The organism is Bacillus cereus group sp. BfR-BA-01347, from assembly GCF_022663835.1.
Classification (GTDB): Bacteria; Bacillota; Bacilli; order Bacillales; family Bacillaceae_G; genus Bacillus_A; species Bacillus_A thuringiensis_K.
On the sequence record NZ_JAKUGG010000003.1, the window covers coordinates 256,831 to 280,331 of the forward strand.

Sequence of the window (23,501 nt, forward strand, 5' to 3'; positions counted from 1 at the left end):
CTACCCTAGTTACTTTTTTGCGAAACCAGTCTTCACTGCTCGTACATAATCATTCCAAGCATGAGTAGATATATCAGCATCTGAAGGTAACATTTCAAACCCATGATAAGCTCCAGGGTATAAATGGAACTCAACATCAACACCAGCTTCTGCAAGTTTCGTTACATAGGTTAATGTTTCACTACGGAATGCGTCTAATTGACCAACACATGTGTAGGTGCGTGGTAAATTACGATAGTCTTCTGCTCGAGCAGCCGCTGCATAAGCAGGAATATGATCCGTTCCATGTAATTTTCCTAAATACATTTTCCATCCAGCTTCATTTGTCTTTTGATTCCAAGTAAATCCTTCTTTAATTTCATTCGCAGAAGGCGTATTATTACGATCATCAATCATTGGATAAAGTGGCATTTGGAAACAAATAGAAGGATATTGTCGATCACGAGCTAATAACGTTAATGCTGCTGTTAGTCCGCCACCAGCGCTCGCTCCTGCAACCCCAATTCGATTTGAATCAATATTTAAAGCCTCGGCGTTATCCGCCATCCATTTTAATGCTGCATAACAATCTTCAATTGGAGCTGGATAAGGATGTTCAGGAGCTAAACGGTAATCTACATTAACGACCATACAGTTTGCTTCTTTTGCAAATCTCACACAAAGGATATCATTCTCATCTGCAGCGCCTAAGATATAACCGCCACCATGTATCCATAACAGGGCAGGTAAGGATTGATCATTTGATTTTGGACGATAAATTTTTAATCGCAATGGATTCGCATCAGGCCCCTCAATGATTTCCTCTGTTATCGAAAGTGATTCATCACCAGTAATATCTGGTAAGATTAGTGCGGCTTGTTCTCTCATTGCTGGCAAGTTCTCTGGACGTAACTCAAAATCTGGAATCATTTCTAACGCTGGTAATAACTTTGGATGTACTCGATTCTTCATTTTAAAAGCTCCTTTTTACAGTATTTTTTCTGAAAGGTGAAATATTATTTTAAGCAATTCAATTGTGGCGAAATTATCAAAATTAAAATATAGCCTAGCTATGTTTAGTAATTTATCATAGGCATTAGAGGGAAACGATAATCAAAAATGTGTATATGTTTCAAAATGAGACAAAAGCCTCAAATTGGTTCATTTCTCAATAAACTTCTAACGATATGTAGAAAATATAAACAGTACCAAAATCAGTAATCAAATTCATTCATGACTCTTGTCTTTATACACATATTTTAGCTCATGTTTCCCTTTTCGAGCTTATTGAAAAATTACCTAATGAGGGACGAAGGGTATGCCCAAAAGTTAAAATCTCATACTCTCCCCAGAACGAAATTTTTTTGCATTTTGCTCATGTTTATTGTTTTGGGGTAACTCGTTCTTTTAGTTTGATGGCGATAGGGTAAGCCTCTTATGTAAAAGCATCTTTTATTTATTTTATAAACAAGCTTGCAAGCATTACTGCTGTATCAAGCTGATAAAATAAGTAATATAAAAAATACAAAATTGCTGTAGCCTATTAGTTTAGATGTTAATGCTCAGCAACAATCTCTTGTGTTATCACATACACTACACACGTGGATTGCACAGTGGGGATATGTCGAGTCCATACATAGAAGCCTATAGTTATCAGTATTCGGTGAAGTATTTCTCCTTTGCACAGGAAGTGAGCGTTCTCTCTTCGATATACTAGCCTAATAATCTGTTTTATATGAAGGCACAATGTATGATAAAAAATCTTCATACATTGTGGTAAAAAGATATTGATGGTACGATAGAACTGCCTCATTAAAGGCGAAGTTTTATCATTTTTATAGATAGGTCAGGTGTTTATAGATGAACCAAACCCGTAAATCGGCTCGTCAGAAAATTTTGGACGTGGCTTCTGAGTTATTTTATAACGAAGGCATCCGCGCCGTAGGTGTTGATAAAATTGTGGAAGTATCCGGAGTGAGCAAAGGTACGTTATATCGTCATTTTCCTTCAAAAGATGATCTAATTATCGCTTACCTAGAAGAAAAGAGTGAAAGTTTGTGGGTTCAGTTTAATGATGCCGTCTCTGCCTACGAGGGATCGCCACGTATGCAAATATTTGCTTTAGTGGAAAGTATTAATGCCTTGTTGACCGAGCCTGGAATTCGTGGTTGTGTTTTTTTGAATGCCCATGCCGAATTTTCAAATCAGAATCCTATCCAACATCTCGTTCAAAAGCATACCGAGGCGTTAAGAAATCTCCTACAGCGGCTCACAAAAGAAGCCGGGGCTTCAGATGATACATTGGCTGACCAGCTTCTGCTTGTCATTAATGGCGCATTTTCCACAGCACCGATTGTAGGAGCGGATATTTCAGGAGAACAATTAAAAAAAGTGTCGGCTTGCTTAATCGATCTGCACCTTAACCAATAGTTGTGTAGCGGCTGTACGTCTTCATTTCTTTCTTGACATTGGAAAATCTATTCTATAACATGAAAACGAAACAGAACTGTTCTGTTTCGTTTTATTTTATTTTGAATAGTGTTTCTATATTATATTTGAATTGGAGGAATACGGGTATGAATATTGGAATTATTGGCGCTGGCCTTGTCGGGTCAACTTTGGCCAAACAGCTTGTTGCTTTGGGGCATCAGGTTAACATCTCAAATTCACGTGGACCAGACACATTAGTAGAGGTCGTAACTCTCACCGGAGCGAAACCGGTGACTAATGAAGAAGCAGTTCGTGGAGCCGATCTTATTATTCTTTCAATCCCTTTCGGCAAAATTGCGTCACTCCCTCGCGGATTGTTCGATCTTCGGCAAGCTAAGGCTGCTATCATCGATACTAACAACTATACTGTACACCGGGATGGTAGAATTGAACAACTCCTGGATGGCAGCATAAAAACGGAAAGCCGTTGGGTGGAGCAGCAAATCGGCGCCCCAGTCGTCAGAGCGTTCAGCAACATCGTGTCTCAGCGTATTGTTGATTTGGCGAAACCGGAAGGCGCTGAGGACCGGATTGCGCTACCGGTTTTTGCAGACGATCCTGCATCCAAAGTGATTGTGATGAAGCTTGTCAACTCACTCGGCTTTGATCCTGTCGATGGCGGTTCCATTGATGATTCATGGCGTGTTCAGCTTGGAACGCCTGCTTCTGGAACGCCTGATTTTATCGAGGAGGACTTGAATGCTGTGGCGTTGAAGAAGGCACTTTCAGAAGCTACCGTTGAGCAAAATAACAATTACCGCAACTCGGCTCTTGAAAGCCTACAATCATAACAAGGAATTTATATTCCCATGAAAAGCCCTTCACCCGCCTAGGAGGGCAATGAAAAGTCCCATAAAGATTATAAGCGAGTTCATGAGCGAAATTCGTTCATGGACTCGCTTTTTTGATACCGTTGATGTCCGTTTCGGTCCGATGCTTTTTTAGTTTAGCTGCTTTAATACCAAACAGACTTAAATATAAGAAATAGGGCAAGAAAGCATAGAGCTTGAATGAAATTTATGGTTGTAAAGACTTCAATGCCAACTTCATATAAGTAGCCATTCTCTGCTCTAAAGAGTATGCTCCCTCTAAAATACACCAATCTAATATAAGCCCTCTAGCGAATGTAAAAAGATACGTTGTTATTTCTTCTACACTCATATCATTTGTTAATTCTTTTTCGAGTTGTCCTTTATAAACAAAACCTTTTAGAGCTTTGTAAATTAATGAAGGCTCATATATAAATGATCGTTTGTTTAAATCATTAAGAAGATTGATATGTAACTCTAATTTAGTTGTATATTCAGCTATGCATTGGAAGAAATTTAAAATAGTCGTTTGCACTGTTGTATGTTGATCAATATTTTCTAATTCAACATGTAGGTTTTCGTCAATTTGTTGGAATATTTTTTTGTAAATATCCTCTTTGGAAGAGAAATAATGATAAAAAGTTCCTACTGAGACATTTGCTTTTTTACAAATATCTTCAATTGTTATATTCTCAAATTTTTTTTCTTTCGTTAAATTCAAAAACACATGAGATATATTGCTCTGTGTTAGTAGAGCTTGTTGTTTTCTTTTGGTCAGATTTTTTTTACACAAATTTTATTCCTCCTTGATTATATATTAACTGATATCTTAGATATGAAAAAGTGGGTTGAAAACATGGTTGATTGTTATATAATTTCAATTATACCGAATATCATTCGGTGAATTAAATTCTATGTAATGAAACTGATTTTTTGAGGGGAGATTTTTATATATGAAAACAACTTATGAATCAATTGTTATGATTCCTACAAATAAGCTAATAGAAAAAAAGGCCTTAGAAAATCCATATGAAACATTTGCATGGTATAAAGAAATGCGGGAAAAAGAACCTATTTGTTTTAATCCTCAGAATGATATGTGGAATGTTTTTTTGTATGATGATGTAAAAATAGTTTTAGAGGATAAAGAACATTTTTCTAGTATTATGCCCAAGAAGAAAAAGCCTCCATTTCCCAAAAGTATCCTTGAGATGAATCCACCAAAGCATACGCAAATTCGGTCTATTGTAAATCGGTCTTTCACTCCTAAAGTATTAGAGGCATGGGAACCGAGAATACAGAAAATCACAGAAGATATTCTTACTCAGTTATCCAATCGTGAAACTTTTGATATTGTAAGGGAGTTATTTTATCCTTTACCAGTTATAGTAATTGCTGAAATGTTAGGGGTTTCTGCTAAGGATATGGAAAAGTTTAAGAAATGGTCTGATATTATCGTAAGTTCACCGAGTCATGAAGATCCGGATTACTTAACAGAATTTTTTCATATACGTTTACAAGCAGAAAATGAATTAGGGGACTTTTTTGAAGAAATCCTACAAATCAAGCGAGGAAATTCAAAAGAAAATTCCAATGATATTATCTCTTTGTTAGTTCAAAGTGAAGCAGACAATAAAATTTCAGGCGAGGAAATAGTACCTTTTTGTAAACTACTATTAGTAGCGGGAAATGAAACAACAACGAATTTACTTGGGAACGCTTTATATTGTTTGATAGAAAACCCAGATGTTTATGAGCAATTACAACAGGATCTATCTCTTATTCCAAAAGTAATTGAGGAAGTATTACGTTATCGTTCACCAACTCAAAGAATTGTACGTAGAGTAAAAAAAGGAATGCAATTAAATGGCCAAACTTTAAAAGTAAATCAAATCGTCTCAGCTTGGATTGGATCAGCTAATCGTGACTCTCAGTATTTCAATGATGCTGATAGTTTCAACATACATCGTCCGCGAAACCCTCACCTTGGGTTTGGTTATGGAATCAACTTTTGCTTAGGTACTCGACTAGCTAGGTTAGAAGCTACAATTATATTGACAGAAATAATGAAAAAATATAAATCTTTTTCGTTTATTGACCATAATCTTCCCATTCCTATCTCCAATAGTCGTTCTATATATGGATTAAAAACTTTTCCGGTAAAAAGTGAAATTATCCATATAGAATAAATATTTTGGCCCTAGTGCAGATGCACTAGGGCCAATTATATATATAAATAAGATTCATCAAGCTAAGCTTTTTTTCTTCAAAGTTTCTTGTCTTTTTTACAAATATTAAGGCTTTAATTCAAATTTACATTTTAAAATAAAATTTTATCCTTATATAGTTACCTGAATTATCTTTTTGTTTTTAGGAACTTGTTATTTTTAGGTTGATACCCTATCGCTATCAACCTAAGAAAGGAAAATACCCCATAAAAAAATTAAAAGGATTGCCCCCTGTATAATACAGAGTTCAATCCTTATTAGCTGCTTAAATATGTGCCCAACTTTTTGGATCTAGTTCATTTGCGAGTGGTTCTTTTGTAAAGAGATTAAGTCTATACCTAAGCTACTTTCTTGCCAAACCAGTCTTAACTGCTCGTACATAATCATTCAAGGCGTGAATAGATATATCAGCATCTGGGTGGAACATTTCGAACCCATGATAAGCTCCAGGATATAAATGGAATTCAACATCAACACCAGCTTCCGCAAGTTTCGTTACATAGGTTAATGTTTCACTACGGAATGGATCTAATTGACCAACACATGTGTAGGTACGTGGCAGATTACGATAATCTTCTGCTCGAGCAGCGGCTGCATAAGCAGGAATGTGATCCGTTCCATATAATTCACCTAAATACATTTTCCAGCCAGCTTCATTTGATTTTTGATTCCAAACAAATCCTTCTTTAATTTCATTTGTAGAAGGTGTATTATTACGGTCATCAATCATTGGATAGAGCGGCATTTGGAAACAGATAGAAGGGTATTGTCGATCACGGGCTAATAACGTTAATGCTGCTGTTAGTCCCCCTCCAGCGCTCACTCCTGCAACACCAATTCGATTCGAATCAATATTTAATGCTTCTGCATTATCAGCAATCCATTTTAATGCTGCATAACAATCTTCAATTGGGGCTGGATAAGGATGTTCAGGAGCTAAACGGTAGTCTACAGAAACGACTACACAGCCAACTTCTTTTGCAAATTTCACACAAAGATCTTCATTATCATTTATAGAGCCTAAGATATAACCACCACCATGTATCCATAACAGGGCAGGTAAGGCTTCATTATTTGATTTTGGACGATAAATTTTTATTCGTACTTGATTCGCATCAGGTCCTTCAATAAATTCCTCTGTTAAAGAAAGAGATTCATCAACGACGGTAGCTGGGAAGACTCGTGCAGCTTCTTCTCTCATTGCTTGCAAACACTCTGGGCGTAAATCTTGATCTGGATACATTTCTAACCCTGGTAATAACTCTGGATTTACTCGATTTTTCATTTTAAAAACTCCTTTTTAATTTTTTATGATATGAAAGGTGAAATATTATTTTTAGAAATTTAATTGTAACGAAATCATCAAAATTAAATTGTAAGCTAGCTATGTTTAGCAATTTATCATAGGCATCAATGGAAAGCGATAAACAAAAATGTGTATATGTATCAAAATGAGACATTTATCTCAAAATGGTTCATTTCTCGATAAATTTGTTACGGTATAAAGTATATACAGTACCAAAGTCAGCATCTATGAATTAGTTATTTTATTGACTTTTTACATGTGCTTTGACCGTTACTCTCCCTTTCAGAGGGATAGAAAAATATCTAATGGGGAATGAACTACTTTGAAATGAATCGATGTGGGGTCTATATGTTGTATTGTAAACAAAAAAGCATGCCCTTCTTGCAGTATAAAGAAGGATCATGCTTTTTCTTTTAGTTTAGCTGATTTAACACCAAACAGACTTAAATATAAAAAATAGGGCAAGAAAGCATAGAGCTTGTTGTTTTCTCTTTGACAGATTTTTTTATACAACGTCAATTTCCCTTGGTTTATCTTAAAATCAAAAAATAGTTTGAATATTTCGGTTGTTGTTGTATAATCCTCATTACACCGAATGTTATTCGGTGAATTGTATTTGGTTTAATGGAAATTATTTTTTGAGGGGAGATTGTTATACATGAAAACACCTTATCAATCAATTGATATGATTCCTACAAATAAGCTGATAGGAAAACAGGCTTTAGAAGAACCGTATAAACCATTTGCATGGTACAAAGAGATGCGGGAAAAGGAGCCTATTTGTTTTAATCATCAGGCAGACATGTGGAATGTTTTTTTGTACGAAGACGTAAAAACTGTTTTAGAGGATAAAGAGTACTTTTCTAATATTATGCCTGAGAAGAAAAAATCACCATTTCCACAAAGTATCCTTGGGATGGATCCACCAAAGCATACACAAATACGGTCTATTGTAAATCGGTCTTTCACTCCTAAAGCATTAAGAGAATGGGAGCCTAGAATCCAGCAAATTACAAACGATTTACTCAACCAGTTATCCAATCGTAAAACTTTTGATGTTGTCCAAGAGTTATTCTATCCATTACCCGTTATAGTAATTGCTGAAATGTTAGGGGTTTCTGCTAAGGATATGGAAAGATTCAAGAAATGGTCTGATATTATCGTAAGTTCACCCAGTCATGAAGATCCGGACTATTTGACAGAATTTTTTCATACACGTTTACAAGCAGAAAATGAATTAGGGGACTTTTTTGAAGAGATGATCCAACTCAATCGAGGAAAAGCCAAAAAAGATTCAAATGACATTATTTCTTTATTAGTTCAAAGTGAAGCGGATATAAATATCTCGGGCGAGGAATTAGTAGCGTTTTGTAAACTGCTATTAGTAGCAGGAAATGAAACAACAACGAATTTACTTGGAAACGCACTATATTGTTTAATAGAACATCCAAATGTTTATGAGCAATTACAACAGGATATATCTCTTATTCCAAAAACAATTGAAGAAGTATTGCGGTATCGTTCACCAGTTCAAAGGGTTGTACGCAGAGTAAAAAAAGAGATTCAATTAAAAGGCCAAACTTTACAAGTAGATCAAATCGTTTCAGCATGGGTTGGATCGGCTAACCGTGACTCGCATCAATTTAAAGATGCTGATAGTTTCAATATATATCGTAGGCGTAATCCTCACCTTACATTCGGACATGGAATCCATTTTTGCTTAGGTGCTCCTCTAGCTAGATTAGAAGCTAAAATTGTATTAACGGAATTAATAAAAAGATATAAATCATTTTTGTTTATTGACCAGAATCTTCCCACTCCTATTTCAGATAGTAGTACCATATATGGATTAAGTTCTTTCCCTGTGAAAAGTGAACTACTTCATATAAAATAAGCATTTTGGCTCTGGTATAAGTGCCAGGGCCAATTTTATTCATAAATTAGAGCAATCAAGCTAAAATTTTAAATCATTTTATTTTTTAATGAATCCAAGTCTATAGTATCCATCTCAGCTTCATAAAAAGTATTATATTTAGGGGAAAGAATTCCATATTATTATGGATTTAGGCATACTAAAAGAAAAAAGGATCATGCAGTCAAAACCATTATAATATCAAGCATTACTTAGGAGTTAAATTGTAGGAGGATACTTGAATTGAGCAATTTTACACGTTTACGCACACAAAACATAATAAAAGATGCGTTCATGGAATTATTAAAAGAAAAAACATTTTCATCCATTACAATTAATCATATTTGTGAAAAAGCAATGATTCATAGAAGCACATTTTACCGTCATTACGAAGATAAATATGTGTTATTTAGTGATGTGTCAAATTCCATTGCAATAAATCTCTTTGAACAAACAAAGCAGGGTTTGGATTTAGAACGTACATTGTTTGAGGAAATAATCGAATACATAGATGTTAATCGTACATTGTTTTTTAATATTACCAGTAAAAATAATAGCCTTGAGTTATACGAAAAATTGATTCAGTTTGGTGCAGAAAATTTATATGAAAATTCAATGGAATATAATGATTCTCTTTCCAAACGAATCCAAAACTCTGAGTACCCAATGGTACTATGTGATTTCTACTGTAGTGGTTTTTTTGAGATTATAAAAAAATGGATAGGGAATGAATATCCATATTCAAAAGAAGAATTAATTAGGATTTCTAAGAATTTCTAAATAAATGAACCAATTCGAGATATATGTCTCACTTTGAGACATATATTATTTTTTGCTCATCGAATTCCTTCAAAACCTATGATAGATTAATGAACATAGCAAAGGAGGGAAGGAATGATGAGGAAGGTTAAAGAGCAAAAGAAATGTGCTTTCATGCTTTAAAAAATGTAATTAATCTAATGTTAAATGAAAATTCATATATAATATTGAAATGATTTAAGGGAGGGTATTTTATGAAAGCTGCAGTGTGGTATGGCGAAAGAGATATTCGTATTGAGGAAAGAGAAGTGAAAGAATTACAACCGAATGATGTGAAAGTTAAAGTAGCATGGGCTGGTATTTGTGGTTCTGATTTGCATGCATATTTGCATCCAGATTCAGTACCAATGAATACGAATATGGTAATCGGACATGAATTTTCTGGTGAAATTGTAGAGGTCGGTTCTAATGTTACGAAATTTAAAGAAGGTGACAGAGTATGTATCTATCCAATGATGCTTAAAGATCCTTCAAATGATGAAACTGAACGTTTCATCACTATAGACGCGGTTGGTGCACATATTGACGGAGGGTTTGCAGAATACGCGATACTTCCACAAAAAACGATTTTTAAAATTCTAGATAATTTACCACTAGAAGTAGCAGCAATGGTTGAACCAGCAGCTGTATCTTTCCAATCAATTAAGGATTTAAATGTAAAAGAAGGCGATACAGTTGTTATCTATGGAGCGGGTCCAATTGGGTTATTTGCTGTATTAGGTGCAAAAGCTGCAGGTGCTTCTAATATTATTGTTGTCGATTTATTGGATAGTCGACTCGACAAAGCAACTGAAATGGGTGCGACACATGTCTTTAATGCTAAAGAAGTGAACCCTGTTGAAGAAATTCGTAAATTATTCCCAGATGGAGCAGATGTTACAGTTGAAGCTGCAGGTGTTGAGTCAACATTTAATCAAGCCATTCAATCAACTAAAGTTCGTGGCACAATGATGGTTATCAGTTTTCACACGGAAGATATCCAGTTTAATGGTCCTGCTTCATTAATTTTTAGTGGTGTAAAAATAATGGGGTCTGTGGGATATAGCAATGAAACTTACAATGAGGTCATTAAATTACTTGCTAATGGAGGATTACCAGCGCAATCAATTATTACAAGTAAAGTGGATATAGATAATATCGTTGAACAAGGCTTTGAAGCATTAATTCATGATAAGTCTCAAGCGAAAATTCTAGTTAAATTAAGTGGCGCACATTAATTATATTGTAGATAAATGAACTTGCGAAGCTATAACGAATAGTGAGACATGAAAAAACTCCATTGAAATTGCTACTAAGCATACAAATTCAATGGAGTTTTTTTCGTTGGAAGAAAAGACTTTATTACCTTGAAGAAATACAGAATGTACGCACGGTTTACTTATGAATAACTAAACATAACCACTTATATTAAGACAAGAGAAATGAATGTGTTGGTGAAAATGCAGACGGTTAAATATTACTTTTTTAACAGGTGATTTCAGTTTTAAATGTTATATATTAATAAAACATTTAATGTTTCTGCACAACTTCTGCACATATTACGATAATTTCTATGTAATGATATATTCATCAAGTGAAATATTTCACAAGAAACAAAATTTATTTTCAATGCGGTGTATGCATAACTAATACATACATCGGTACAAGTTTGTCTCTTGTTATTCTTTTACATCAAAGCCCACATTACACTACGAAGTATAACAAGAAGGGGACGTAAACATGAATAATCGATTTTTAAAACAACTACAAAACATGAAAATGAACAAAAAAAGTCTAGGAGTAGTTGTATTAACAGCTGGAATTATTGGCACGACAATTATTCCTCAAAATGCTTCTGCACATGGTTTTGTTGAAAAACCTGGTAGCCGATCTGCTTTATGTAGTGCAACTTATGGTGCACTAAATGGAAACTGCGGAAGTGTTATGTATGAACCACAGAGTTTAGAAGCTCCAAAAGGATTCCCACAAGGGGGCCCAGCTGATGGACAAATCGCGTCTGCAGGTGGGAAATTTGGTGGTATTTTAGATCAACAAACAGCAGGTCGTTGGTTTAAAAATACAATCACTGGTGGTGAAAATACATTTACTTGGAAGTATACAGCACCTCACTTAACGAGCAAATGGCATTACTATATTACCAAAAAAGGATGGAATCCAAATAAAGCGCTTACGAGAGCGGATTTTGAACCAATTGGAACTGTACAACATGATGGTTCTACGGCTTCAAATAATTTAACTCATAAAATCAATGTACCTACTGATCGTAGTGGCTATCATGTGATTTTAGCAGTATGGGATGTAGCTGATACAGCAAATGCATTCTATAATGTAATTGATGTTAATCTTATTAATGATGTGAAACCAGACATAGAAGCGCCAAGTATTCCAGATGGACTTCAGACACAAAAAGTAACAGCGAATAGTATAGAATTAACATGGAACGCTTCTACGGATAATATAGGGGTAAAAGGATATCAAATCTTCCGTAACGGAGAGATGATTGACACAGTACCAGGCACTCATTTTATTGATAAAAAATTACAAGCAAGTACAGAGTATTCTTATACTGTAAAAGCAATTGACGCAGCTGGGAATGTATCGAAAGAAAGCCAATCGCTTACAGTAAAAACAACTGTCGAGACTCCTGATACAGAAGCACCAACACAACCAAAAGGATTACATAGCATGGGAACAACAACGTCAAGTGTGGATCTAATGTGGAGTCCTTCTGACGATAATATTGGTGTAGACCATTATGATATTTATAGAGAAACAGAAGGATCAATGAAGAAGATTGCAACAGCCAATACGACTTCTTATATGGATAAAAATCTACTCGCTAATACTACTTATAAATATGTGGTGAAAGCTGTTGATGTAGCTGGAAATGAATCCGTACAAAGTGATGTATTTACAATTACTACAAAAACTGAAAACGATTCATATGAAGAGTGGAATGCAAAGAAAGCATATAAAAAAGGAGATAGAGTTCTACACGAGGGAAAAATATATGAAGCAGTCCAGAGTTATCAAGGAAATGGGGATCCAAATTGGATTTATGCCTTATCATTATGGAAAACAGTGTAAGTTTTATCTAGGTATGAACTAAGAGATGATGGGCTTTGATTCAATAAGAAATTCTTGAGATTTCACTTTTTTAATCGAATATATTTTTTAGAATGTTATTTAGTGAAATAGTGGAACTGTTCATTATATTAATTCCTCATTATTTTAGTTTCAGTACAGACTATCAGATGTACAAAACACGATTATATTTTGAACTACTGACCATTTAACACTCTCAAGGACTGTTTGAAGTGGGGGATTCCTTAGTATAGGCTATCCCCGTAGTTCCTACGGTTAAGAGACGCATTGCTTCGTTTCTAATATTGAGCGCTGCATTTTGTGCCACAAGAAGGGCAATCACACTGACGTTGGTAATTCTTCCTATAATTTTTTCCAACGTTTTTCGTAACTCTCCTTTTAATATAAATTCTCCTCTTAAACCGTTGTTTGTATATCTGTTTCAAGTTTTAGTAATTAATTAGAAATCGCATTTGAGAGAACAGGTATTCTCGGCAAAGTTATGGGTTTATAAACAACTTTTGGCAATAATATGTTTCAAATTATATAAGGAATGGCCCTAAAAATTGCGATTTACGGCAGACTTATGCTGCAAAATAAGGTAAGGTTTTGGTTCTTTTTGTTTTGTGGTTTTATAAAATATTTAAGTTGAGGGGGGTACCCCTGAAATAGAAACTGAATGAATAGTTATTGATGATAAGCAGGTAGATACTATAGCTGCTAGTAAACGCCCAATTGGGGGGGGTATGAAGATTTCACTGTATTCAAATCTTCATATGCTTTGTGTTTTTATCCATACCTATTGTAAGATTATATAGAGTTCTCCTAATAAGCTGTTTTTATGGATTATTTAGGAGGTTTAAATTTATAAATCTTAAATTGTTTTTTGGGATAATTTTTATCTAACTAAGTTATATTGAAGTAGAGGTGAACCATCGGTGAAGCAGGTGTTGGTGATTAAAAATGAACGGTCTTCAGCAAAGAAAATCGTAAGCGGTCTAACGCAAGAAGGCTATTTCATTTTAAAACTTCACAATGAAAACGAAGGTTTAAATATAATATATGAACAAGATTGGGATATTATCATATTGGATTGGGATTCATTAAGTATATCAGGACCAGAAATTTGCAGACAAATACGACTTGTTAAAACGACACCGATTATTATTGTGACTGACAATATTTCTAGTAAGGATTGCGTTGCAGGGTTACAAGCAGGAGCAGATGATTATATAAGAAAACCATTTGCGAAAGAAGAATTAGTAGCAAGAGTTCAAGCTATTTTAAGAAGAAGTGATTGTAACCAGCAAAATGAGATAAACTTTTTTCAGTTTAAAGATCTCTTTGTTGATGCATCTAGCAATATTGTGAAAAAGGGTGGCGAAAACCTCTCGCTTACTAAGCGCGAGTACGATTTGCTTGTATTTTTAATCAAAAACAAAAACACAATATTGAGCCGTGAAATGCTGTTGAATCAAGTTTGGGGATATAACGTAGTAGTAAATCCAAATGTAGTAGATTTATATATTGGTTATGTAAGAAAAAAGTTAAAGTGTGAGAAGAAAGACAGATATATTCAAACGATACACGGCAGAGGCTATTCAATGATTGAATAATAAAAAATGAGTAAAACTATTTCATTCAGTTTTACTCGTTTTTTTATTAAATATGATGATCAAATAGTTCCTGAGAAGTATGAAAAGATGTAAAAAAATATTTCTATCAGGTAATGGATTATGAAAACATTAGCTATTAATGAGCATTTTTTGCAGGGGAAATTATGGTTTATAAGGTGCTCATCTTTTTGGTATTGTGTAGGGGACGATTCTAGCGCGCATTAGTTGAGACCGGATCTAATGAAAGTGTCTACTCGAAAGAAATCGACACGCTCTGAAGAATAAAGGTTAATCAACACGCCCGACTTCATATATTACTTTGTGTGCCTGATTTTATTAATTCACACCATTCACAAGATTTTCACAGAATTAAAGACTATACTAATTAACAGGATGTTCAAATGAAAATGATTATCAATAGCGATTCAATTGAATAAAAGTTACTTTCTAATTCAATCTATGGATGTCATCATTTTCGAAATAAATCACACTATAAGGAGTATACATATGAAAAAATCTATGCTTTTAAAATTAGTGAGTATTCTAGCAATTTTTACTTTAATGTTAGTAGCTTGCTCAAATCCAAGTAATGATACTAAAGAGTCAAAAGCTAATAAAGATAATAGTAGTGATAAGCCAAAAACGGTTGAAATCACTGATGCTCATGGAACTGTTAAAGTCCCTGTAAACCCAAAGAATGTAGTTGCTTTGGATAACAGAACTTTTGAAACTTTATCTGATTGGGGAATTAAATTAGCGGCTGCTCCAAAGGATATCATGCCTGCTGATTCAGCATATAAAAAGGATGAAAAAGTTCAAAATATTGGGAATCACCGTGAACCAAATCTAGAAATTATTGCAGCGGCAAATCCTGAACTTGTAATCGTTGGTCAAAGATTTGCTGACCATTACGAAGAAATCAAAAAATTAGTACCAAATGCAGCAGTTATTGATCTTAATTTTGATGTTTCTGAGAAAGCTACTAAGCCTGGCGAAAACTTAGTAAAAGGACTTAAAGATTCTACAATTACTTTAGGAAAAATCTTTAATAAAGATAAAGAAGCTAAACAATTAGTAGCTGATTTTGATAAATCTATTGAAAAAGCAAAATCTGCTTATAACGGAAAAGATAAAGTTATGAGTGTTATCGTTACTGGTGGTAATATTGGTTTTGCTGCGCCGCACTCTGGTCGTGTTTGGGGACCAATGTATGAAATTTTCGGTTGGACTCCAGCGTTAGAAGTTTCAAATTCTACTGCAGGTCATAAAGGTGATGACGTTTCTGTTGAAGCTATTGCACAAACAAATCCTGATTGGATTTTCGTATTAGATCGTGATGCTGCAACATCTGATGCAGCTAAGTCAACACCTGCTAAGGATGTTATTTCTAAATCACCTGCTCTTCAAAACACAACTGCTGTTTCTAAAAAACAAGTTATTTATGCACCAGAAGATACTTACACAAATGAATCAATTCAAACTTATATAGAGTTATTTGGAAATATGGCAAAAACTTTAGCTAAGTAGTGTAAAGGAGTACGAAACAGTGTCAAAAAATATAATTTCTAGGGTTGAGAATATTTCTCAACCCCAGTTTTATAATCACAATAAATTATGGACAAAACCTTTTATAATAGCCATTATAGTTGTTATAATTTTAGGGATTATATCACTGTTTACTGGAGTTTATGATATACGTGGACAAGAGGACGGGACAGAGATGTTTTTCATAACTCGTGTTCCGAGAACAGCTGCATTAATGCTTACTGGAGCTGCGATGGCGATGGCAGGGCTCGTAATGCAACTCATTACACAGAATCGCTTTGTTGAACCTACTACAACGGGGACGATTGAATGGTCAGGCTTAGGCCTGCTTTTTGTGTATTTACTATTTCCTGCCCCGACTTTAGTTCAAAGAATGACTGGTGCAATCATTTTTTCTTTTATAGGAACTATGATTTTCTTTCTATTTTTAAGAAGAGTTAAGCTTCGTTCGTCTTTAATTGTTCCGATTATTGGATTGATGCTTGGAGCAGTAATTTCTGCAGTGTCTACTTTTTTAGGACTCCTTTTTCAAAAGACGCAAAGTATTGAAACTTGGTTTGTAGGTTCATTTGCTAACATTCAGGTGGGAAGATATGAATATTTATGGCTGATTGTTATCATTACTTTTCTTATTTTTATGTATGCGAATAGATTGACTTTAGCTGGACTAGGAGAAGATGTCGCAACAAGTCTTGGAGTTAATTACAATAGAATTGTTCTTTTTGGGACTGCTCTTATCTCTGTTGCAGTTGGAATTGTTGCAGCTGTTATTGGACACTTACCTTTCTTAGGATTAATTGTGCCAAATATCGTTTCAATGTTTAGAGGTGATGATCTTAGGAGTAATTTACCTTGGGTTTGTGTGATCGGAATGGGATCAATAACTGCCTGTGACATCATTTCTCGAACAATTATACAGCCTTTTGAATTACCTGTTTCTTTAATACTTGCAACAGTAGGAGCAGTCGTGTTTATTACTATTTTATTGAGACAAAGAAAACCAAGGAGGCTACGATGATCACATTAGAATATAGAAAAAAAGAAAATGTCGAAATCGATTCTAGCCTTCATAATGAAAGTAGATCAGCTAGCGCTTTTCGGTCTAAGAAGGAAGCAAGACGTTATTGGATTTTACTGATAACATTGATTGCTTTAGGTCTTCTTTCTTCATATGGACTTTTAGTTTATAACAATCCAGTTCCGATAGATTCACCTTCTTTTATCCCAGTCGTTAAGAGAAGGATAGTAGCTATTGTTGCAATGATTATCGCTGCAGTTTGCCATAGCTTGTCGACAGTTGCATTCCAATCTATTACGAATAATAAAATTATTACTCCATCGCTTTTAGGTTTCGAATCACTTTATTCAGCAATTCAAACGAGTACAATATTCTTCTTTGGTGCTAGTGCATTAATAAATTTTAATGGAATTGGATCATTTTTATTTCAAGTTGTTGTTATGGTCTTCATGAGTTTGATACTTTATGGATGGTTACTTTCCGGTAAATACGGGAATTTACAACTTATGCTTTTAGTTGGAATTATTATTGGTACCGGGCTAAATTCAGTTTCAACTTTCATGAGAAAACTACTTGCGCCTTCAGAATTTGATATTCTACAAGCAAGATTATTTGGTTCTGTTAATCATGCAGATCCTGCATATTTTCCTATTGTAATTCCTATGATTATAATTGTAGCGGTATTAATTTTTGCTCATTCTAAGAATTTAAATGTTTTGTCACTAGGAAAGGATGTTGCTACTTCTTTTGGAGTTAAATATCAACCTAGTGTAATTTATACACTTGTATTAGTTGCTATTTTAATGTCCATTTCAACAGCTCTAATTGGGCCACTTACTTTCTACGGCTTTTTAGTGGCAACTTTGAGTTATCAGGCAGCGGCAACTTATGATCATAGATATATTTTTCCGATGGCTTTTGCTATAGGATTTTTAATAATGACGAGCGCATACTTTTTAATGTATCATGTATTCCATGCTCAAGGTGTAGTTTCAGTTATTATTGAATTATTTGGTGGAATTATATTCTTAACTATAGTTTTAAGGAAGAGGGCTTTATGATAAAAATTGATAATGTTAAAAAGTTCTATACTGATAAGGTAAAAATAGGACCTTTGGATATTGAAATACCAAAAGCAGGCTTTACTTCTTTAATTGGACCAAATGGTGCTGGAAAGTCAACGACACTTTTGATGATTGGCAGACTTTTAGATATGGATGAAGGTCAAATTCAGGTAGCAAATATGGATGTTTCTGAATCCAAATCAAAAGACTTAGCAAAAGTTTTGACTATATTGCGACAAGAAAATCATTTTGTAACGAGGCTTACTGTTAGACAATTAGTTGGATTCGGGCGCTTTCCTTATTCAAAGGGAAGATTAACGAAAGAGGATGAAGCTATCATTTCTAAATATATCGACTTCCTAGATTTAACTAATTTAGAGAATAGATATTTAGATGAGCTTTCTGGTGGTCAAAGACAGAGGGCATACGTAGCGATGGTATTGTGCCAAGAGACTGAATATGTACTTTTGGATGAGCCTCTGAATAACCTGGATGTTGCTCGATCTGTTCAAATGATGGAGCATTTGAGACGTGCAGCTAATGAATTTGGAAGAACAATTTTGACTGTTATGCATGACATAAATTTTGCAGCCAAATACTCTGATAAAATTTGTGCTATGAAAGATGGACAAATTGCTGCTTTTGGAACAGTAGAAGAAGTTATGGACTCAACACTTTTGACAGATATTTTTGAAACAAGAATAGAAATTATTAAAGGTCCTTATGGGCCAATCGCTGTTTATTAGTTATAAAATGTAAAAAATACTGTAGCTTGCGTAGATTATGCAAGCTACTCTAGTTGAAGTTGCTGTCTATATTTTATAGGCAGCAGCTTTTTTTATGTGACTACTCATAAAATGCAAAAGAATGCTTCACCTTTTCAAGTATGTACCAAACGAAAAAAATATCTCTGTATAACTTTTTAAAAGAATTCAGCTTGTTTTTTTTATATGTAATATTGCATACCAGAGTGTATTGATAAAAGTGTAAGGGGTCACTATAATGAGGGCATAAAGATAAATTACATTTTCGTAGCAATAAAAAGGAGGAAATAATATGGAAATCGCAATGGCAGTATTAAAATTTGTAGGTGGCGTAATCCCGTTAATTCAAGAACTTTTAAAAGCATTTATGTAAGTTTATTAGTTAGCTATCATTTATCAATCATTATCATATTTTACTAAAAAAAGAACGGGGTGATTTTTCTGAATATTAAGAAAAACACTAAAAGAAGAAAGTTCCTTGCATGTTTATTAGTCAGTCTATGCACTATTAATTATTCATCTATTTCCTTCGCAGAAACACAAGCAAGTAATGCAACTGATGTAACCAAAAATGCTAGTGGCATTGATACTGGTATAGCAAATCTTAAATATAATAATCAAGAGGTTTTAGCTATAAATGGTGATAAAGTAGAGAGTTTTGTTCCGAAAGAAAGTATCAATTCAAATGGTAAATTTGTAGTGGTGGAACGCGAGAAAAAATCACTTACAACGTCACCAGTCGATATTTCAATTATTGATTCTGTAGTGAATCGCACGTACCCAGGAGCTGTACAACTTGCAAATAAAGCTTTTGCAGACAATCAACCAAGTTTATTAGTGGCTAAGAGAAAGCCTCTGAATATTAGTATAGACTTACCGGGTATGAGAAAAGAAAATACAATCACTGTCCAAAATCCGACATATGGTAATGTAGCTGGAGCAGTAGACGATTTAGTATCTACTTGGAATGAAAAGTATTCTACAACACATACGTTACCTGCAAGAATGCAGTATACGGAATCTATGGTTTATAGTAAATCACAAATCGCAAGTGCTCTTAATGTTAACGCTAAATATCTTGATAACAGTCTAAACATTGATTTTAATGCGGTTGCAAATGGAGAGAAAAAAGTGATGGTTGCCGCATATAAGCAAATATTTTATACGGTAAGTGCTGAACTACCTAACAATCCATCCGACCTTTTTGATAATAGTGTTACTTTTGATGAGTTAACTCGAAAAGGCGTAAGTAATTCGGCTCCACCTGTTATGGTTTCAAATGTAGCTTATGGTAGAACGATTTATGTAAAATTAGAAACAACATCTAAGAGTAAAGATGTACAAGCTGCTTTTAAAGCCTTACTTAAGGATAACAGCGTTGAAGCAAGTGGACAGTATAAAGATATTTTTGAAGAAAGTACCTTTACTGCTGTAGTATTAGGCGGAGATGCGAAAGAGCATAACAAGGTTGTTACTAAAGATTTCAATGAAATCCGAAATATCATTAAAGATAATGCTGAATTAAGTCTTAAAAATCCAGCATACCCAATTTCATATACAAGTACTTTCTTAAAAGATAATGCAACTGCTGCTGTTCATAACAATACAGATTATATTGAGACGACAACTACAGAATATTCAAGTGCTAAAATGACACTTGATCATTACGGTGCTTACGTTGCTCAATTTGATGTATCTTGGGATGAATTCACATTTGACCAAAAGGGTAACGAAGTACTAACACATAAAACATGGGATGGTAGCGGAAAAGACAAAACGGCTCATTACTCTACAGTTATCCCACTTCCACCGAACTCAAAAAATATAAAAATTGTTGCAAGAGAATGTACAGGTCTTGCATGGGAATGGTGGAGAACAATTATTAATGAACAAAACGTTCCATTAACAAATGAAATAAAAGTTTCAATTGGAGGAACAACATTATACCCAACAGCTAGTATTAGTCATTAAGTATAAAAAAGCGCCCTATAAGTAGGGCGCTTTTTACTTAGTCACAAATTTTATTTTGTATCGGTATGTTTTTAGGTTTTGTAAATCATCAACTATAAGGTGGGAATATTGTGAAGACGAAAAGCTACATGTTTTTCGTCTTTTCGTTCTCTTGCTTAATAAGAAAGATCCTGTAACTCAGTACAGGCTCTTTAATCAAACGTTTTTAAAAGCTAAATTGTGGTTTCATATCACCTTTATAAGGTTCATGTTCAACGAATATAGTTATATCGTTACCAGCTTGGTCTTTACCAGTTCTTTTATACGTAAATTTATTCTTATTTAGTTCAGTAAGTTCAAGAGCAGCACCGTATTTGTTATTTCCAATTGAAACATGGGCTCTTATTTTATTTTCGTGTACAACATCGAAGTAGCCATAATCACCGCGGCTTTGACCTGTTTCGCTATTGAAGAACTCATATTTATTAGATTTTTCATCAAATTTTGCTAGACTTATAAAATTCGAATTAAACTGTGTTACATCGTTACCAGCTTCGTCTAATACCTTTGTTCCGTGCCAAAGGGTACCGCCTAAAATTTTATCTCCATCAACGTTTTTAACAATATCTCCTGTAGTCGTGTTCAGCTGCTTGTCAGGATCAGTGAAAGAAAGTTCTTTTTCTTTATATGGAACATGTTCAACGAAAACTTCTACATCTTTACCGTTAGCGTCTTTCCCCATTCGTTTATAAGTAAATACATTTTTATTTAGTTTTGTCATGTCAACGACAGCTTGATACTTCATTGATTCTGAAATTAATATTCTCTTCTTCCCATCATTTGTGACAAAGAATGTTCCTTTATCGCCACGACTTGCACCTGTTTTAGCATCGAAAAATTCATATCTGCCTGACTTCGCATCATATTTTGCTAGACCAATGAAGTTTGCATTCTCTTTTGTTAAGTCATTCTTATCTTTGTCATACACTCGTGTACCTTGCCAATTCGTCTCGCTAAGAATATTAGCCATTTTTTGCCCTTTAGTTAATTTGTTTTCCTGTTTTGTTTCTTTAGCAACTTGTTCTTGTTTTTGTTTCCCATGATTTTCTTCAGCTTTAGTACCAGCACACCCTGTTAATGCTAATGTGAATCCGAGCAGTATGGATGATAGTGCTTTTGTTTTTTTGTTCATGTTTTATCGTCTCCTTATTTTGTAATTTTAAGTAGTACGGTTTGCGATTATAGTAGCAGTGCGTCATATATAAACTTAGTTGCTACGTTTCTTATGTTAATACTCGACTATAAACTGCCTCTAAATAAAACATTAAAAAAAGATAAACTAATTCCTAAAAAATGTTCATATTTATAAAAAATCGCTAGCTTGTTGTAGTGCCTACGAGTAATCCAACAAATACATTGTAATGAAGAAGGAAAGTCGTTAACAATAATGTAATTCCTAATGGAGCCAATCGATTGTATTGCAAAATTTTCGAGCTAAACTGTAGGGGAAATGAAGATTTTATAGAATTCGTTTCGTATAGGAAGGGGATGTCCATGTTTGATTCAACAGATTTTAAGATTATACAATTACTACAAGAAAACGCTAGAATGAACTGGAAGGAAATTGGGGAGATAGTACATTTGACTGGTCAGGCTGTCGGGAAACGAATTCATAAATTAGAAGAGGCAGGTGTCATTCAAAAATATACGATAAATATCAACAGGGCTAAGCTAGAAGGATCTATTATGACCTTTGTTACACTATTTTTGCATGCACCGCACTATCATAATCAAATTCAAAACTTTTTTGAAAAAACGGACGTAATTACTGAAATGTATCGTATAAGCGGCGATGGGTGCTATGTCATGACTCTTCACACATCTTCGCATCAGCAATTAGAAGAGGCTCTTGCAGATGTTTTACATTATGGTGATTATCGTATAAATACGGTCATTAAGACAATGGAAAAAAAGAAAGAATAAGATATTTATCCTTTCTTTTTTTTGAACTGTAATTTTTTATTTGCTCTTGTTTATAAAACAGTTTGCTGACATGACTGTTGCATAAATATCACCAAACTCTAATGCACTCATGAACGATTGATGAGCGTGTACTGCGGGGATTAGATTTCCTTGGAATTCTAAATCTTTTGTTGTACAAGCATCTTCAATTACAATACATTGAAATCCGAAGTCACTGGCAGCGCGCACTGTTGCATCAATACATACATGAGTCATCATACCGCAAATGACTAGTCGGTCTATTTTCTCTGTCTGTAATGTTTCTAATAAATTTGTTCTTAAAAAACTGTTAGGGTGATGTTTTTGAATGACTCTTTCGTTAGCAATTGGTTGTACATCATCATAAATTTGAACACCTATTGTATCGGATAAGAAGAAAGTAGCTCCTTCATTGTTCGCAATATGTTGTACGTGAATAACTGTTTTATGTTTTTCACGAAATGCTTTCAAAACTTCTTTCGCTTTTTGTGCGGCTTTTTCAGGTTGATATAATTCCATATTGCCACCTTCAAAGTAATCATTTTGTATGTCGACTAATAGTAACGCTTCGTTCATAGTTAATCCCCCCACATATATTTGTACAGTACGTTGTTTGTACTGTACCGTTATTATATAAAGTGTAGGTATGCGAAAGTAATAGCGTTATGAAACGATTTTAACGTATATAGTTTCATTGTGAAAAAGGTGAAAGTTGGTATAGGCACAAATGGATTTTGTGGAATTCATGGCAAAGTTATAGGTAGAGTGGCGTTGTAGGATAAAAACCATAACTTTGCTGGAGGATCGGGTTATGGTTTTTTTATGAGGAAATGCGATTTTAAGTTTTTGCTGAAGGTGTTTTTCTAGGATATGCTGTGAGTGATTGAAGTGAGGTAGTGTCGGATATTGTCGACCG

Annotated in this window: 19 protein-coding genes; 14 read left to right on the plus strand and 5 right to left on the minus strand. The window is 34.3% G+C overall.

Annotated features, from left to right (window positions below; translation table 11 throughout):
• Nucleotides 1–9 precede the first annotated feature (9 nt).
• On the minus strand, nucleotides 10–951 hold the full coding sequence (locus MR143_RS07375; protein WP_000797641.1) for an alpha/beta hydrolase: 942 nt from the start codon (nucleotides 949–951) through the stop codon (nucleotides 10–12).
• 888 nt (nucleotides 952–1,839) lie between these two features.
• On the opposite strand from MR143_RS07375, the gene MR143_RS07380 reads away from it, so the two are divergent.
• Together MR143_RS07380 and MR143_RS07385 are read left to right on the plus strand one after the other, a co-directional pair.
• Nucleotides 1,840–2,409, plus strand: coding sequence for a TetR/AcrR family transcriptional regulator (locus MR143_RS07380; RefSeq protein ID WP_001077083.1), 570 nt, complete (start codon nucleotides 1,840–1,842; stop codon nucleotides 2,407–2,409).
• Nucleotides 2,410–2,555: 146 nt separating this feature from the next.
• Complete coding sequence (locus MR143_RS07385) at nucleotides 2,556–3,260, plus strand: NADPH-dependent F420 reductase (protein WP_001020517.1); 705 nt, start codon at nucleotides 2,556–2,558, stop codon at nucleotides 3,258–3,260.
• A gap of 226 nt (nucleotides 3,261–3,486) precedes the next feature.
• Here MR143_RS07385 and MR143_RS07390 read toward each other — a convergent pair whose 3' ends face one another.
• Nucleotides 3,487–4,071, minus strand: coding sequence for a TetR/AcrR family transcriptional regulator (locus MR143_RS07390; RefSeq protein ID WP_000335148.1), 585 nt, complete (start codon nucleotides 4,069–4,071; stop codon nucleotides 3,487–3,489).
• 160 nt (nucleotides 4,072–4,231) lie between these two features.
• Between MR143_RS07390 and MR143_RS07395 the strand changes: the two genes are divergently transcribed.
• Complete coding sequence (locus MR143_RS07395) at nucleotides 4,232–5,467, plus strand: cytochrome P450 (protein WP_000859239.1); 1,236 nt, start codon at nucleotides 4,232–4,234, stop codon at nucleotides 5,465–5,467.
• A 382-nt stretch (nucleotides 5,468–5,849) separates the two neighbouring features.
• On the opposite strand, the gene MR143_RS07400 is transcribed toward MR143_RS07395, so the two are convergent.
• Entirely contained in the window at nucleotides 5,850–6,791 is a 942-nt protein-coding gene (locus MR143_RS07400; protein WP_000797648.1) for an alpha/beta hydrolase, read from the minus strand.
• Between the two features lie 679 nt (nucleotides 6,792–7,470).
• On the opposite strand from MR143_RS07400, the gene MR143_RS07405 reads away from it, so the two are divergent.
• The 10 genes from MR143_RS07405 to alo all read left to right on the plus strand — a co-directional run bounded on the left by MR143_RS07405 (nucleotide 7,471) and on the right by alo (nucleotide 20,605).
• Nucleotides 7,471–8,706, plus strand: coding sequence for a cytochrome P450 (locus tag MR143_RS07405; protein WP_000856900.1), 1,236 nt, complete (start codon nucleotides 7,471–7,473; stop codon nucleotides 8,704–8,706).
• Between the two features lie 261 nt (nucleotides 8,707–8,967).
• Nucleotides 8,968–9,504, plus strand: a complete 537-nt coding sequence (locus MR143_RS07410; protein WP_000064555.1) for a TetR/AcrR family transcriptional regulator — start codon at nucleotides 8,968–8,970, stop codon at nucleotides 9,502–9,504.
• Nucleotides 9,505–9,737: 233 nt separating this feature from the next.
• Nucleotides 9,738–10,760 (plus strand): 2,3-butanediol dehydrogenase, encoded by a 1,023-nt coding sequence (locus tag MR143_RS07415; RefSeq protein WP_242280693.1) that lies wholly within the window; start codon nucleotides 9,738–9,740, stop codon nucleotides 10,758–10,760.
• Between the two features lie 502 nt (nucleotides 10,761–11,262).
• On the plus strand, nucleotides 11,263–12,630 hold the full coding sequence (locus tag MR143_RS07420; protein ID WP_151521623.1) for a lytic polysaccharide monooxygenase: 1,368 nt from the start codon (nucleotides 11,263–11,265) through the stop codon (nucleotides 12,628–12,630).
• A gap of 935 nt (nucleotides 12,631–13,565) precedes the next feature.
• Nucleotides 13,566–14,243, plus strand: a complete 678-nt coding sequence (locus MR143_RS07425) for a response regulator transcription factor (protein WP_000815817.1) — start codon at nucleotides 13,566–13,568, stop codon at nucleotides 14,241–14,243.
• Between the two features lie 507 nt (nucleotides 14,244–14,750).
• On the plus strand, nucleotides 14,751–15,770 hold the full coding sequence (locus MR143_RS07430) for a siderophore ABC transporter substrate-binding protein (RefSeq protein WP_000749441.1): 1,020 nt from the start codon (nucleotides 14,751–14,753) through the stop codon (nucleotides 15,768–15,770).
• Between the two features lie 19 nt (nucleotides 15,771–15,789).
• The gene (locus MR143_RS07435) at nucleotides 15,790–16,806 is read left to right on the plus strand and encodes an ABC transporter permease (RefSeq protein ID WP_000041820.1); all 1,017 of its coding nucleotides are present in this window, start codon (nucleotides 15,790–15,792) and stop codon (nucleotides 16,804–16,806) included.
• Nucleotides 16,803–17,867 (plus strand): iron chelate uptake ABC transporter family permease subunit, encoded by a 1,065-nt coding sequence (locus tag MR143_RS07440; protein WP_000631241.1) that lies wholly within the window; start codon nucleotides 16,803–16,805, stop codon nucleotides 17,865–17,867. Before MR143_RS07435 ends, MR143_RS07440 begins: the two co-directional genes overlap by 4 nt.
• Nucleotides 17,864–18,616: an iron ABC transporter ATP-binding protein gene (locus MR143_RS07445; RefSeq protein WP_000590060.1), complete on the plus strand. Its 753-nt coding sequence runs from the start codon at nucleotides 17,864–17,866 to the stop codon at nucleotides 18,614–18,616. Before MR143_RS07440 ends, MR143_RS07445 begins: the two co-directional genes overlap by 4 nt.
• Nucleotides 18,617–19,066: 450 nt before the next feature.
• Entirely contained in the window at nucleotides 19,067–20,605 is a 1,539-nt protein-coding gene (gene alo / locus MR143_RS07450; protein ID WP_000576722.1) for an anthrolysin O/cereolysin O family cholesterol-dependent cytolysin Alo, read from the plus strand.
• 205 nt (nucleotides 20,606–20,810) lie between these two features.
• Here alo and MR143_RS07455 read toward each other — a convergent pair whose 3' ends face one another.
• Entirely contained in the window at nucleotides 20,811–21,776 is a 966-nt protein-coding gene (locus MR143_RS07455; RefSeq protein ID WP_001036598.1) for a DUF4822 domain-containing protein, read from the minus strand.
• A 362-nt stretch (nucleotides 21,777–22,138) separates the two neighbouring features.
• Between MR143_RS07455 and MR143_RS07460 the strand changes: the two genes are divergently transcribed.
• A complete protein-coding gene (locus MR143_RS07460) occupies nucleotides 22,139–22,567 on the plus strand; it encodes an Lrp/AsnC family transcriptional regulator (protein WP_000460474.1) in 429 nt (142 codons plus the stop codon).
• A 36-nt stretch (nucleotides 22,568–22,603) separates the two neighbouring features.
• Here the strand turns inward: MR143_RS07460 and MR143_RS07465 are convergent, their stop codons facing one another.
• The gene (locus MR143_RS07465) at nucleotides 22,604–23,161 is read right to left on the minus strand and encodes a cysteine hydrolase family protein (protein WP_001001097.1); all 558 of its coding nucleotides are present in this window, start codon (nucleotides 23,159–23,161) and stop codon (nucleotides 22,604–22,606) included.
• Nucleotides 23,162–23,501 lie beyond the last annotated feature (340 nt).